Genomic DNA, 14883 nt, shown 5'->3' on the forward strand with positions numbered 1-14883 from the left:
GATATTAAATGCCTTTACAAGATGGAATTTTCAACATAGGAATCGTAGGGTTGGGAATTGCTGGGGCGTCGATGATTCCTGATATATTAAAGCATCCAAAGGTAAGATTGACAGCCGCTTCAACTAGAAACGAAGAAAGATTGAAGAAATTTGCTCAAGATTACGATGTCGAAACCTATTCTTCTATAGATGATTTATGTAAGAGCCCTAATGTTGATGCGGTATACATTGCTACCCCAACTGAATTTCATAAAGAACATGTTAGGATTGCGGCTGCAGCAAAAAAACATATAATTGTAGAAAAACCGCTCGCAACCACTTTAGAAGAAGCGGATGAAATGATCCAAGCAGCTGAAGAAAATGGGGTTAAGTTAATTGTTGGACATTCCCACAGTTTTGAACCTCCCATTCAAAAAATGAAGGAAATTATCGATAGTGGTAAACTGGGAAGAGTTTTAATGATCCATAATTGGTACTTTAATGATTGGTTATACCGTCCAAGAACACCAGAGGAATTAAAATCGGAATTAGGCGGTGGAGTCACCTTCAGGCAAGGAGCACACCAATTTGACATCATTCGCTTGTTAGGTGGAGGGCAGGTAAGGAGTATCCGTGCAGTTACCGGTGTATGGGATTCAACTCGTCCAACCGAAGGCAATCATACAGTCTTTTTGGAGTTTGAGGATGGTACCGCTGCAACTGCTATTTACAATGGATATGATCATTTTCATACAACTGAATTGACATTTGACATTGGTGAAGGAGGGCCTTTAAAAAAGGCGGATATTTATGCACAATCCCGCCGAACCATAAAAAAAACAAGTTCCCAATCTGCAGAAGTAGCTTTAAAAGTAGCTGCAGGGTATGGGGGGACTCGGGCGAAAAACTATGAAAATACCGAAAAAAATCACCCATTCTTTGGATTGACCGTTGTTAGTTGCGAAAAAGGGGACATCCGTCAACATCCAGATGGTCTTATTGTATATGGAGAAGAAGAAAGATCTATTCTCCCTATTTCCAAAGAACAAACGGGTCGATTTAATGTAATTGATGAACTGTATCGATCTGTAGTGGAGAATGAATCACCGTTACATGATGGATATTGGGCTAAGGCTAATTTAGAAATTTGCATAAAAGCGATTCAATCATCAAAAGAGAGGAAAGAACTTACCCTGGACTATCAAGTTTCAGTAAATAGGGAAATAAAACATATCGTTTGATAAAGCATTAATTTTTTGAATGGTATAAAATCAAAATCTATAAATGGAAAAGAGGGATTATGTGAAATTTTCATTAGGGAAAATGTTAAGTACTGGTACGATAAGAGAACCAGAAGGCTGGATAAAAAAGTTTTTATTACTTTTAATATGTGGAATTTCAATCTTTCAATTTTATGTTGTTTTATTTTCTTCAATCGACCCATTTCTTCATAATTCTATTTTTATCACTTTTATGCTGGCTATTACATTCCTTGTATTTTCTTTCAATAGTATTAAAAAAGGAAATAAAGTACCATTTATAGATCTTCTAATTTCTTTAACACTAATAGGAATCGGGATTTTTATGACTGTTTACTCAGAGCGCTTTCTTACCCGTTGGCCTATGGCAGATCCATTAACTTTGATGGAAATGGTCGTAGGGGTTGTTATGCTTCTAATCGTGTTTGAAGTGACAAGGAGAACATTAGGTTTTGGTTTGCTTGTGATTGTAAGCGCTTTAGTTCTGTATGCATTCTTTGGGCATCTTATTTCTGGTCCTTTTGGACATAAACAGTTTACCCTCATGGAATTTGTAGACCAAATGGTTTATACGGTTAATGGAGTTTTTGGATCCATAGCCAGTGTGGCAGCAACTTTTGTATTCTTTTTTGTCCTTTTCGGAAATTTATTTAATGCTTCCGGTGGTGGAAACTTCTTTTATGCTCTGTCAAAAGCATTAACTGGACGAGTAGCAGGTGGTCCAGCAAAGGTAGCAGTCATTTCAAGTGGTCTGTATGGGTCAATTTCAGGTAGTCCAACCGCCGATGTTGCTACCACTGGCTCTTTCACTATACCCTCCATGAAAAGGGTGGGATACTCACCAACATATGCAGGGGCAATCGAAGCAACCGCCGCGACTGGTGGAAGCATACTTCCTCCTGTTATGGGATCAGCAGCATTTTTAATGGCTGAAATGACAGGTATTTCATACTCAGCGATTGCAATAGCGGCCCTTGTTCCTGGATTGTTATATTATTTGGCCATTTTCTGTCAGGTCCATTTCCAGGCTAAAAAATTGAAAATGGCTGGATATGAGGAAGAACACATACCGACTGTAAAAGCTGTAATGAAATCGATGGGACAATTTGTCATTCCTATTCTTGTTCTCGTTATATTTCTTGAACAAGGTTTCACTCCTGTATTAGGGGCAATTGCTGCATCCGTAGCAACAATCCTTGTAAGTTACTTAAAAAAGGAAACTCGTCTTACTCCTAGTAAACTATTTAATACCTTGATAGAAACCACTACTCGTATTTCACCATTAGTTGCTGTCTGTGCAGCAGCAGGGGTGGTTGCAGGGGTTATTCAAGTGACAGGCTTAGGAGGTAAATTTTCTGGTCTTATCCATGCAGCATCTGGAGGCAGTTTATTAATGACCATGGTGGTAACGATGATGGTGTGTGTAATTTTTGGTATGGGGATGCCTACCCCTGCTGCTTATGTTCTTACAGCCGTTTTAGCAGCCCCGATTATGATTGAAGTCGGAATCGATATGCTACAAGCTCATTTGTTTATTCTATATTATGCTTGCTTATCAGCGATTACTCCACCAGTTGCAGTTGCTGCTTATGCAGCAGCAGCCATCGCAGGGGCAAATCCAATGAAGATAGGTTTCTTGGCTTGTCGTTTAGGGCTAGTTGCTTTTATCATCCCATTTATGTTTGTTTACGATCCGTCACTGTTGCTAATTGGTTCACCAATAAAAATTAGCATTTCAGTTATAACAGCCATATTAGGTGTGATATCCCTAGCCGCTGGATTGGAAGGTTGGTTTGGCAAGACTCTAGAAAGATGGAAACAGTGGATTGTTGTAATCAGCAGTATCCTTCTTATTTACCCAAGTATTATAACTAGTATTATTGGTTTAATAGGTATTGTATTTACTTTAGTTCCAAACATACCTGATGTAGTTAAAGATTTCAAAGGTACTGGTAGATTCCAAGTAAAAGAGATTAACATGTTAAATTCAAAGATCGAAAGTTAAATTAGGAAAAGTTTAAATATAACAAACAAAGGGGAAATGAAAAGAATGAAAAAATTCTATCAATTTGTCAGCATTCTACTAGTTTTAATACTAGTTTTAGCAGGATGTGGAGGAAAGCCAACAAAGGAAGTCTCTTCAAAAGCAAAGACTAGTAGTAAAGGAGATATTAAGGTAACCATCGCTGGTGGATCGGCTGGTGGCCTATGGAGCACAATTGGTGAAGGATTAGGCGAATCAATTAAACGTTCTTATCCTAATTCAACCTTTACGTATCAACCTGGTCAGGATGGTGCGAATATCATGACAGTTATGACAGGTCAAGCAGAATTTGGAATTGTCAGTGCATCGGCAGCAAAATGGGCATATAAAGGGGAGAAGCCTTACACATCTAAAATGGATAAAGTGCGAACAGTTGCCTATCTACATTCCATGCCATACCATTTCGCAGTTAGTGAAGATTCAGGAATATCATCAATCGAACAAATTGTAAAAGAAAAGATGCCATTGGTAGCGGCTGTAAATACAAAAAATTCCCCAATGGAAATATCCAACCGCGTTGTTTTTAAAAGCTATGGAAGCAGCTATGAACAAATTGAAAAGAACGGGGGAAAGATTCAGTATTTAGCCGTTTCAAAAGCCAATGATCAGATTAAAGATAACAAGATGGATGGATCATTATCACCACTTCCAACACCTGCAGGTAACTTAATTGAATTGAATACAAGTAAGCCAATGAAAATATTACCTCTATCTGATAAAGCAATTAAAGCAATGGAAAAAGAACTTGCCGCCAAACCATATACCATAAAGGCTGGTACATATCCATTTGTAAAAAAGGATATACCTACAGCAGCAGTTGACACGATTTTGGTTACCAGTGCAGATGTACCAGATGATGTAGTGTATAAAGTAACTAAGGCAATCTATGAACATCTTGATTACCTTTACACGGTGCACAAGTCTTTTGAAGCGGTAACGAAAGACACAATTGCAGACGTACAGGGAGCTCCGATGCATCCAGGTGCAGAAAAGTTCTACAAGGAAGCAGGAATATTGAAAAAGTAAGCATTGCTTGGAAAAAACTGAAAAAAAGTCCGATCTGTCGAACAATAGAGATAACACTGAGGGAGTAAAAATATGAATGGTGCTCAGGCAGTCATTGAAACACTGCAACGTGAAGGAATAAAATATGTTTTTGGTTTACCAGGCACGACAATCATGCATTTAATTGATGCTTTATATGACAAAGATGAGATCCGCTATATATCAGTCCGTCATGAACAAATAGCTGCGTTCATGGCGGATGGATTTGCAAGATCAACAGGTACAATTGGTGTCTGTATGGCTTCAAGAGGCCCCGGTGCAGCAAACCTAACCATCGGCATTCATAATGCATACGCAGAGTCAGTTCCTATCTTAGCAATAATAGGGCAAGTTTCGGATGAAATTTACTATCGAGATGCCTTTGAAGAAATGGATCTTGTGAAATTTTTTGAACCTATCACAAAATGGTCAATTGAAATCCACCAAACGCCCAGAATTCCGGAATTACTGCAAAGAGGGATAAAAACAGCACTTTCAGGCAGACCAAGGCCTGTAGCTATTTCAATTCCGCTTGATGTTCAAATTAGTGAAATAAAAGAATTTTCGTTCAGGCCTGTTAATCGATTAAATCATCGTGTTATTGATGTAAACGGTATCAAACAAGCGGTTGAAATACTTAAAGACGCCAAGGATCCTGTGATCATTGCAGGTGGCGGGGTAGCGATTTCAAATGGGACAAATGAGTTGGTTCAGTTGGCAGAGCAGCTTGCCATCCCTGTAATAACCACTTGGAGAAAACCGAATGTCTTTCCGAATGATCATTCCCTTTATTTTGGGAATGTGGGACCAGGATGTGCCCCTGTTAGTTGGGAATTAATGAAAGAAGCGGATGTTATATTAGCCGTTGGTATGCATTTCTCGGAATTTTCAACGAATAGGTGGACAGCAATTTCGAAGAAAACAAAATTAATTCATATTGATATGGATGAAAATGAATTAGGGAAGATATACATTCCTGAGATAGGGTTATTGGGGGATGCAAAGGAGACCATGAAAGTAATCATTGACCAGTTGGACGGCTATACAGAAAAGATAGACAACCGGGCAAACTTCAACAAGTATTTACCTAATTATCTAGAGGAAACGAAGTTATCAGAGGTGACAAGCGATTGTCCTGTTTCCTCCATTTCTGCTCTCGAATCTATCAACCGTTTAATAAATGAAAAAGATGTCATTGTAGTGGAAGATGCAGCTACCTTCGGGCCATGGCTTACTCGTTATGGAAAATTTAAACCAGGTAACTTTTATGCAGCCGCGGGTGGATCCATGGGGTGGGGATTTCCTGCATCCATGGGGATTAAACTTGCTAATCCTGAAAGAATCGTTTTGAACGTCACAGGAGATGGAGCATTCTGGATGGTAGCTCAAGATTTAGAGACGGCAGTCAGAGAAAATATTCCTGTTGTCAATATTGTTTTAAATAATTTCTGTTTTGGTAATACAAGGGATAGGCAAAAAACAGCTCATGATGGGCGATATATAGGGATCCATTACAATAATATTGACTTTGCTGAATTTGCCCGTTTACTTGGTGCTTACGGCGAGCGGGTAGAATCTGCAGAACAATTAGACGGAGCAATAAATCGCGCAATCGCTTCTGGTAAACCTGCAATTATTGATGTCATCCAGGATCAATGGGAAGGATTGCCTCCAGGTGCAATACCGGCCACTGCTAGGTAATTGGTATAAGAGGATTACAGAATTGAAGAAATTTTAGTTGACTCGACGTTTAACTATATTAAGTATTAAACGTCGATTTCTTAAAACAGTTAATATTCCTAGTGTAAGGGGGTTATAGGAAATATGGAAAAGCGTATTCAAAATTTAGAATGAATAGAGATGGGGTAAATAAGAATGGGTGAAACGTTGGCATTACTTGCTTTAGTTTTATTTTCTTCTAACATTATTTTGACGAAGTTAGCAACTGCTCGACTAGATATTAATATTGGTTTTCTTATTTCTGTATGGGTAAATGTTCTTTTTGCTGCAGTTTTATTTTCAATCCAATTGTTTTTTTTTAATGAAGGCAAATTTGAATGGCATACAAAGGGATTTTTATTGTTTTTAACTGCAGGGTTTTTCAGTACCTATATGGGACGTTGGTTTTTCTTTGAAACTATTGATAGGTTAGGTCCCTCGCGTGCCAGTACATTTCAAGTAAGTAATCCTATGTTTACAACCATTATTGCATGGCTATTCATGGGGGAGAAATTAAGTTGGGTTGATTTGCTTTCAGTTGGTGTAATTTTATTTGGCTTGTTCTTAGTTTCCTATGTTGCGAAAAGTTCAGCAAAAAGAGAGATTGCAGCAAGTAAAGAAAGTTTAATGGTGCAGACTTCTAGGGAATCGTCGAAAATTTGGCTACTAAAATCAGGAATATTACTTGCTTTTTTGAGTTCCCTTTCCTATGCGATTGGAAACGTTCTTAGAGGAGCAGCCATTAAAAATTGGAATGAACCAATTCTAGGAGGGATCTTTGGTGCAGTGTTGGGCTTGATTCTGTTTTCGATAACCAATAAAAGTGCCCGTTCATTCTTGGGCCAGATTAAAGAGTCTGACCCAAAGGGCGTATTATTGTATGTCACAAGTGGTGTAATAACCATTTCAGCTCAAATCTCAGTCATTGCTTCTATGCGATATATTCCTATTTCTATTGCAAATCTTATAACAATGTCTACACCCGTTATTGTGACACCGATTAGTTTTTTCCTCTTTAAGAATCAAGAAGGTATTACCTACCGGACGCTAGCGGGGACAATTTTAGTACTTACAGGTATATTTTTAATCATTCTGGTTTAAATCATTTTTTGTTAGGTTTACAGTTGGTGATTTATTTCTACTGTTTCTTCTAAAATATAATTTATGAAATTCTCCATTGTAGGGGAAATATATGCTCCTTCTTTTATTATTAAATAATATTCTAGAGCGGGATGGTATTCATGAATTAATGGAACTGGTACTAATTCTCCGTTTGATAATTCCCTATCAATCGTTATTCGCGGCAGGAAGGCAATACCTAATTGGGAGATAACAGCCATTTTAATTGATTCAATATCATCAAGGCGCATATTGAATTTATATTCACTTGTATCTAATCCAAGCTTGCCAAGTTCGTTTTTAATAATTTCTCCATGAGAGGTCCTTGGTAAGGAGCCTACCAAAGGGGCTTTTTGTAACACATCCTGAACTGTTCCTTGCCATGTTGCCCACTGGGATCCCCCAGCACAAACTAAAGTCCAGTAATCCTTCCGTATTAGGTGTTTTTTAAAGTCAGAAGGAATGGTTTGATCCTTTGACCAAACGCCAAAACCAACATTTACTTTCTCGTCCAACACATATCGTGAAATTTTTTCTGTATTATCATAAGTTGTAGATAATTCGACATTAGGGTATCGCTGTATAAATTTTAGGATGAATTTAGGTAGTAAATAACGGCCAAATGGGCGATTACTACCAATAGCAATTTGTCCTGTTTCTCCGGAGACTAGTTCTTTAACGGATGAACGCAATCTTTTGTCAAGGCTAAGTAAATTTGATGCATACTGCGCGACATGTTTGCCAACACTAGTAAGCTCAATATTATTTCCTTTCCTTACAAATAACTTTGCACCCAATTTTTCTTCCAGGGATTTTATTTGTAGACTTAGAGCTGGTTGTGTCATATGTAGACTTCTTGCCGCTTGAGAATAACTGTGATGTTCCACTACACAACAAAACAATTGTAATTGATGCAGATTTAAAGGCATGTCCAATGTATCCTCATCTCCCGAATTTTTTCTATTAGACTTATAGTAAAAAATTTGTAAGTTATATATAAAAATATATATGTTTATCAATAAATTGATATTTTTATTATATCGGAAAGGTAAGTAGAAAACTATTTATATTTAAAATATTTTAAATATTTTAAATATAAATTCTGATTACTTTAAACACATTTTTTAGAAAAATAATAGAATTGCTGCTTTTTGAAACAGTTGAAAGACAGCAATCTGGTAGGAGGAAAATATGAGTACACTAGGAGAAACGATAGATAAAACAGAAATAGAAGATCTTAAAAACGAGCTATTACAAAGGGATTATCGGATGCTGATAGGAGGTCAATTGGTAGCTGCACAAGGCGGGGAAACATATGAAACCTACAGTCCTTCTACAGGGGAGCTCCTTGCTTCTATCCCATTTGCCCAAAGCACAGATGTTAATGCAGCGGTCGATTCGGCCAAAAAAGCTTTTGAATATTGGAGAAATATTCCTCCACTAAATCGGGCAAGGATGTTAAAAACATTGGTAAAAGAATTTAAGAAAAGAGCTCAACAATATGCTGTTCTTGATGCCATAAATGGAGGAAACCCGGTTACTGCAATGCTGTCAGATGTATTTAGTGCAGCAGAAATGATGGAATATGTCATTGGTATGGTTACTGAATTAAAAGGTGAGACCATCCCATCTTCTGGAATCAACTGGCATCTTACTCGTCGAGAACCATATGGGGTCATTGGAAAAATTATCCCTTACAATCATCCGATTATGTTTACAGCCGAAAAAATAGTTGCTCCTTTAATTGCAGGAAATACGGTTGTATTAAAAGCTCCAGATCAAGCTCCACTCTCATCCCTTCTTTTTGCAGAGATTTGTCAGTCTATCCTTCCGCCAGGCGTGGTTAATATCTTAACCGGGGATGGTCCGATTACTGGTAATGCTCTTGTTTGTCATCCTGATGTTAAGCGTATAGCACTTATTGGAAGTGTTGGGACAGGGAAAGCGATTTTAAAGTCAGCTGCTGATGTTGCAATTAAGCATGTTTCTTTGGAATTGGGTGGAAAGAATGCCATGATTGTTTATCCTGATGCTGATCTAGAAAAAGCAGTAGACGGTGCTGTAAGGGGTATGAACTTTATGTGGTGTCAAGGTCAGTCATGTGGTTCTACATCAAGATTATTTTTACATGAAGACATTCATGATGAATTTATTGAGCGATTAATTAGAAGAGTGGGTCAAATCAAGTTAGGATTGCCGATCGATCCTGAAACTGAAATGGGATGCCTTGTCTCACAGCAACAATTTGACAGAGTAATGGGATATATTAAATCAGGGTTAGAAGAAGGTGCAATGCTGAAGGCAGGGGGAGAAAAACCAAAGGGGCACATTTTTCAGAAAGGTCATTTTGTAGAACCAACTGTTTTTACAAACGTTACTGAGGATATGAAAATTTTTAAAGAGGAGATTTTTGGCCCTGTTCTATCCGTAATATGTTGGAATGAAAAAGAAGAAGTGATCCGACAAGCAAATGCTCTTCCTTATGGACTAACTGCGTCCATCTGGACCACCCATTTACCTACGGCATTTGATACTATTGATAGAATCGAAGCAGGATTTATCTGGGTTAATGGAAGTTCAAGGCATTTTCTAGGGGTGCCATATCAAGGATTTAAGGATAGTGGGATCGGGTCTGAAGAAGGTTTAGATGAGATCTTGAGTTATACACAAGTGAAAACTGTAAACATCATGATGGAGTAAAGAATTTTAGGGAGGTGGTGAAGCATAGATACGGTATTTTTAAACGAGTTCGTGGAGAAGTTTGGAAACAGGCTGGAAATTCTAAATAAGATAATCGAGTCATATGTAAGAGATTAAGATAGAATCATCCTTATTTGACGTTTTATTCCAATAAATTTATTGAAAGTAAAACGAGGTATAAAAAAGGTATCTGATTAATTAATAAAATCAAAAGGCCAATCCAGTAATTTGTAGATTGGCCTTTTAAAAATTGAAATTACCCTTTATAACTCGTATACTATGCTTGTTTCTATTTTACTACTTCAACAGTGGAAGGCCCAGATTCTTTTACCCGTAAAAGTTTATCAGAAACAATAAACAAAATTATCGATCCAGCCGCAATGATTAAACCAATCGCATGAAATACAAGGGATGGGGTGACCATTTCACCTATATAGCCAATAATCGCATATATAACAAACCCAAATATTGACGTTAGCGTATAAATCATACTGTTTACTCGGCCTTGGTAATGTGTTTCCACCTGTTCATGGATCAGCGTACTATACAGGGTACGTGCCTGTAGGAGGGTCGTTCCAAACAAGAGAAAAATAGCGCCTCCAGAAAAAATTCCTTGCATGAAAGGGATCAAGCCAAAGAAAACTCCCATCAGCAGCAGGCTGATCGACATAAAATGTTTCCTGCCAAACCAAGTAACCATAGTGGTTAAAGTTATTCCTCCAAGAATAGCTCCCCAGGCAAAAAAAGAATCTAGTAATCCCAAAATCTCTGGTCCCATTTTCATATCATTTCGAATCAAGGGGACACTAAGAATATTATAAATTTGAATCGTGAATTCTGTTACGGCAACCAAAACAGCCATTTTTAAAATCATTTTATTTTCCCTTACATACTGCATGCCATCCTTTAATTCACCGAAAAATGAGTCATATCCTTTTCCAATTTTTGATTTAGGATTGACAATCCCTTTTCGCGTAAAGTAGATAATAAAACTAGAAGCAAATGCAAGTATGGAGTTAGCTAGAATGGTATTGGCTCCCCCAATTAAGTGAAGCAAAAACCCGGCAATAACCGACCCAATCAGCATTCCTAATTGCATAGCTACACCGGCCATGGAGTTTGCCGATAGTAATTGATCTTTGGTTAGCATTTCCCTCATGAGCCCTTTTGAGGCAGGATAATATAAGCGGTCTGCTATGGACATTAGCAACGAAATGCCATATAGGACGGAGAGATGAAAGGTCCCTGTCAGTAAAAGAATCGGAACAGTAAGCAATAGAATCCCTTTTAAGAGTTGAATGACGACTACTATCAATCTTCTATCCCAATTATCTATTAACACCCCAATGAAGGGTGAGAGGATAATGACTGGTAAGGTTGACAAGGAGAACAACCAGCCCAAGGAAGAAGTTGATTCCGTTAGGTCCAGTACTAACCAAGACATGGTGAATAAGTGAATACCCAAACCAATGTTAGAAAGAGTATGACTGAATAGATAGAGAAAGAAAGGCCTGAACTTTATTAACTGGAACATACGATTACCTCTTCACTTTGCTCATCTTCTATGACAAATTGGATCTTGCTAAGTGCAAGCTGGGCATTACTCATGGCGAGATCTGTGTTTTCTCCTGTGGCCAGTACGCAAGCGGAACGGGAGAAGGAGTCTTTCATACCAGTAATCTTATTTCCTTGTTTTTGCAAGATTTCAACTCTTGCAACACCTGCTGTCGATTTAGCTTCTTCTTCACCTATTATTTCTTTCACCAGCCCAGACGTAGAAGGCGTTCCATACCAAATAGCGGCTGATTTTTTCATGTTTGGTGTTTGTGGAATTTCGTTTATGATGCTTTCACCCATCGCTTGTTTTGCCCATAAATCTAGTAAATCTACACCACTTGCCATATTGATTAACTCTGGAATATAGTCACCACCTAAGCGGGTATGTGTTTCTATGATTTTAGGACCATCTATCGTCAAAATGATTTCAGTGTGGCTTGGGCCATGCGTAATTCCGATAGAGGTGAGGGCGTGTTGAACAAATTCATGAATGGAGCGTTCATAATCAGAATAGACCCCTTGATATGGAAGTCGATGACCGACTTCAACGAAATGTTGTTCCTCTTTAAATTTTTCAGTGATACACATGATTTTGTGAATTCCGTTTTCTGAAAAGGCTTCAACACTAAATTCTTTTCCAGCTAAGTATTCTTCTACAATCATACCGGAGCCAAAATCAGCGGTTTGATACCAGCCTAACGCATGTTCTAATTCCTCCGCATTTTCTATTTTAGCTACACCAATACTTCCCCAGCCATCTACTGGTTTAAGAATAATAGGATAACCATGCTTTTGGGCGAAACTAGAAATCTCATCAGTTGTGTTAACAATGGCATTTTTTGTTTTATCAACACCATATTCTCTTAGGATGGACCTCATTAAGATTTTGTTGCGGGTTCTCTCGATCACCTTTGGTTCTAAATAAAATAATTGTAGTTCTAGCGCAATATAAGCTGCCTTTTCTTGATCCATTTCATGAAAGCAAGCTATGCCATCAAAAGGGTCAATGTTATGGAAGAAGGCAGCAATCTCCAGCCACTCATTCATACTATTATCTTTTGGCACACCAATGACACGATGGTAGGTACCATTCTCATTAGATTTAATTTCAGTCGATACGTTGATCAGTGTCATTTTTGCCCCCAATTTTTTTAACCGTTTGTGCATAATACTAAATCCACCAATTACCAAAATGTGTTTACCCATGTTTAATCAATACTCCCTTCATTTTTTGGTTTTCCGATTCTTTAATAAATTGTATAGGGTCCTTAATCCGTTCCGTTTCTGAGAAAGAGTAACACTCATTTCTAAATTGATGTTTTTTTATCTTTTGCGGGCATGACAAAGAAACCCCTTCTTGCATAGCAAATTTTTTCAACCATTCAAGTTTTAGACCTCGTTCAGAATCCCACTTTTGTAATTCTTCCATAGACATATTGTTTTGATTAGAGCGTAAAGCTTTAATAAATGCTTTTTTTTCTTTTAATATTTGATTAGAAGCAGTATCAATTTTAGCAATCAATGTATCACTTAGTTTTTGGTATTCAATTTTATTTAAATAACCTAAGTGAAATAGGCATTGATTGGCAGCTAAGATCAATTTTTCTCCTAATTCGTAAGGAAGTTTTTTACCAACAATCGTTACTGCAAGCTGACGCACCATTTTTTTCAAGGCATGACCAGCACCTTTGGAATCAAAAGTTGCCCCATCTACCAACAACGCAACAATTGATCTTATATGATTGATCCATAAATTCTTTTCGTAAAAAGACAAATCTGCAAAAAACTCATGGTTGTTGACGATATTCGTTAAGGGAGCAAAGAATTGATCCTGATAAAAAGTAGGAAGGCCTTCTCTTACAAAGGAAAGTCGTTCCATGAAAAAAGCACTATCTACGGATAGTGTGCCGTTTGATTCTATAAAACCAATAGAACCAATTGGAATAATACCATGCCGATAGGGGTAGAACATTTTCACATAATAGCCAGTAGGTCGACCGTTTCCTAAACTGGTTTCCAAACTTTGATTCCAACTAATCACACGATTCGAAGAAATACCTAGTGAAAGAACATCATTACGTAATCCAAGTTCATACGGTGCGAGGAAGATCAGTTTGCCTGGGTCGCCGTTAATGGCTTTGCAGACAAAATCGATAGCAAATCGTAAACCTTCTCGACCGTCAGTATCTCCGAACCGAAACATTGACAACATTACCTCAAATGATGTAGATAAGGGATACTTTCCAATCTCCTGCAGCCTTTTGCTCGAAAATATTCTTTGGGCGGCAACATAAGATGTAGGAGTATATTGTTTTTTTTCAAACAAATGCATGTGTGCCATTACCGCTGAGCCGATATAGTATGTGTCCTGGTTTTCTCTAACCAGGGACACTTCTGGCAGAACATTATAATTTCTTTCTTTTCCCAAACCAATAAACAATTCACGAATCAACTTTTCCACCTTCTTTTCTAAAATCCACTATAAGTGTCATTACATTTCCTGTTTCTTTTGTTCTTTGTTGTCTTGCTTGATTATTATCGTAAGGTTTGAACCTTACATGTTTATAAACGGTATCTTAAAAATGAGAAACAATAATCTTACAAACTTTACTAAATCTTAACTTTGCTGGCAGGGATAACCGGTTGGGTATGGAATCAATAATGGATGTTTATATAGAGAGGAGTAAGTTTATGGATGGAAGAGTGTTAATTATTGAGGATGATGATGCGATCGCAAGTATTATAGGGACGTATCTTAAGAAAGAGGGATTTCAAATAGAACGGGTTGATAATGGGTCTGATGCTGTAACGGTCGCGTCTACTGGTGAATGGGACTTAATATTACTTGATGTGATGCTTCCAGGATTGGATGGGTTTGAGATATGTATGAAGCTGCGTACTATGCGTATTGATGTACCGATCATTTTTCTTACTGCTCGTGGAGAAGAAGTGGATCAAGTCTTGGGGCTTGGTCTTGGGGCAGATGATTACATAACTAAGCCATTTTCAGGATTAGCGCTAACCGCAAGGGTGAAGGCGCATCTAAGACGTTATCGTGAATTAAAAGGAAACCAGAGCAACAATGAAACGGATGTTTTAAGATTCTCTGATCTAGAAATCGATCTTGGGGCATGTGTGGTCCGAAGGGAAGAACAAGAAATAACGTTATCGGCTAAAGAGTATGAATTACTCCGGTTCCTCCTATCTCGCCCAGGGCAAGTATTTACGAAGGAACAAATTTTCAGCAACGTTTGGAGTGATGGCTACTATACCACCGATGATAATACAGTAATGGTCCATATACGCCGTCTCCGTGAGAAAATAGAAATAGACCCGTCCAAACCTCGTTATATCATAACCGTACGTGGTCTCGGTTACCGCTTTGCAAAGGATGCTTAGGGGGCACTTAAACTTGTAAGCTTCTATTTAGGTTTATGTAAGATTGTCTCCTTATTATTAATC

Annotated in this window: 11 protein-coding genes; 7 read left to right on the forward strand and 4 right to left on the reverse strand. The window is 37.9% G+C overall.

The window, feature by feature from the left end; genetic code table 11:
* Positions 1–8: 8 nt before the first annotated feature.
* From COD92_RS15840 to COD92_RS15860, 5 genes are all read left to right on the forward strand, one after another.
* Entirely contained in the window at positions 9–1220 is a 1212-nt protein-coding gene (locus tag COD92_RS15840) for a Gfo/Idh/MocA family protein (protein ID WP_098531414.1), read from the forward strand.
* Positions 1221–1281: 61 nt separating this feature from the next.
* Positions 1282–3243 (forward strand): TRAP transporter permease, encoded by a 1962-nt coding sequence (locus tag COD92_RS15845; protein ID WP_176541272.1) that lies wholly within the window; start codon positions 1282–1284, stop codon positions 3241–3243.
* Between the two features lie 45 nt (positions 3244–3288).
* A complete protein-coding gene (locus COD92_RS15850) occupies positions 3289–4308 on the forward strand; it encodes a TAXI family TRAP transporter solute-binding subunit (protein ID WP_176541273.1) in 1020 nt (339 codons plus the stop codon).
* Positions 4309–4380: 72 nt separating this feature from the next.
* Positions 4381–6027 carry a thiamine pyrophosphate-binding protein gene (locus COD92_RS15855; RefSeq protein WP_098531417.1) on the forward strand — a complete coding sequence of 549 codons (1647 nt, stop codon included), beginning with the start codon at positions 4381–4383 and terminating at the stop codon, positions 6025–6027.
* A gap of 186 nt (positions 6028–6213) precedes the next feature.
* Entirely contained in the window at positions 6214–7146 is a 933-nt protein-coding gene (locus COD92_RS15860) for a DMT family transporter (protein WP_176550447.1), read from the forward strand.
* Between the two features lie 17 nt (positions 7147–7163).
* Here the strand turns inward: COD92_RS15860 and COD92_RS15865 are convergent, their stop codons facing one another.
* On the reverse strand, positions 7164–8093 hold the full coding sequence (locus COD92_RS15865) for a LysR family transcriptional regulator (RefSeq protein WP_098531419.1): 930 nt from the start codon (positions 8091–8093) through the stop codon (positions 7164–7166).
* Between the two features lie 262 nt (positions 8094–8355).
* Here COD92_RS15865 and COD92_RS15870 point away from each other — a divergent pair, with 262 nt between their 5' ends.
* Complete coding sequence (locus tag COD92_RS15870; protein WP_218011296.1) at positions 8356–9864, forward strand: aldehyde dehydrogenase family protein; 1509 nt, start codon at positions 8356–8358, stop codon at positions 9862–9864.
* Between the two features lie 289 nt (positions 9865–10153).
* On the opposite strand, the gene COD92_RS15875 is transcribed toward COD92_RS15870, so the two are convergent.
* Genes COD92_RS15875 through COD92_RS15885 form a run of 3 tightly spaced genes read right to left on the reverse strand, consistent with a single transcriptional unit; the run spans position 10154 to position 13873 of the window.
* Entirely contained in the window at positions 10154–11398 is a 1245-nt protein-coding gene (locus COD92_RS15875; protein ID WP_098531420.1) for an MFS transporter, read from the reverse strand.
* On the reverse strand, positions 11386–12627 hold the full coding sequence (locus COD92_RS15880) for an ATP-grasp domain-containing protein (protein WP_098531421.1): 1242 nt from the start codon (positions 12625–12627) through the stop codon (positions 11386–11388). The genes COD92_RS15875 and COD92_RS15880 overlap by 13 nt, the downstream gene beginning before the upstream one ends.
* On the reverse strand, positions 12620–13873 hold the full coding sequence (locus COD92_RS15885; protein ID WP_098531422.1) for a hypothetical protein: 1254 nt from the start codon (positions 13871–13873) through the stop codon (positions 12620–12622). The genes COD92_RS15880 and COD92_RS15885 overlap by 8 nt, the downstream gene beginning before the upstream one ends.
* 239 nt (positions 13874–14112) lie before the next feature.
* Here COD92_RS15885 and COD92_RS15890 point away from each other — a divergent pair, with 239 nt between their 5' ends.
* Positions 14113–14820: a response regulator transcription factor gene (locus COD92_RS15890; protein WP_098531423.1), complete on the forward strand. Its 708-nt coding sequence runs from the start codon at positions 14113–14115 to the stop codon at positions 14818–14820.
* Positions 14821–14883 lie beyond the last annotated feature (63 nt).

This window comes from Bacillus sp. AFS037270 (assembly GCF_002585305.1).

Bases quoted from the DNA above. Each gene is read 5' to 3' on its own strand.
- COD92_RS15850 (WP_176541273.1), top strand. From the start codon at position 3,289: ATGAAAAAATTCTATCAATTTGTCAGCATTCTACTAGTTTTAATACTA.
- COD92_RS15875 (WP_098531420.1), bottom strand. From the start codon at position 11,398: ATGTTCCAGTTAATAAAGTTCAGGCCTTTCTTTCTCTATCTATTCAGT.
- COD92_RS15880 (WP_098531421.1), bottom strand. From the start codon at position 12,627: ATGGGTAAACACATTTTGGTAATTGGTGGATTTAGTATTATGCACAAA.
- COD92_RS15840 (WP_098531414.1), top strand. From the start codon at position 9: ATGCCTTTACAAGATGGAATTTTCAACATAGGAATCGTAGGGTTGGGA.
- COD92_RS15890 (WP_098531423.1), top strand. From the start codon at position 14,113: ATGGATGGAAGAGTGTTAATTATTGAGGATGATGATGCGATCGCAAGT.
- COD92_RS15870 (WP_218011296.1), top strand. From the start codon at position 8,356: ATGAGTACACTAGGAGAAACGATAGATAAAACAGAAATAGAAGATCTT.
- COD92_RS15855 (WP_098531417.1), top strand. From the start codon at position 4,381: ATGAATGGTGCTCAGGCAGTCATTGAAACACTGCAACGTGAAGGAATA.
- COD92_RS15865 (WP_098531419.1), bottom strand. From the start codon at position 8,093: ATGCCTTTAAATCTGCATCAATTACAATTGTTTTGTTGTGTAGTGGAA.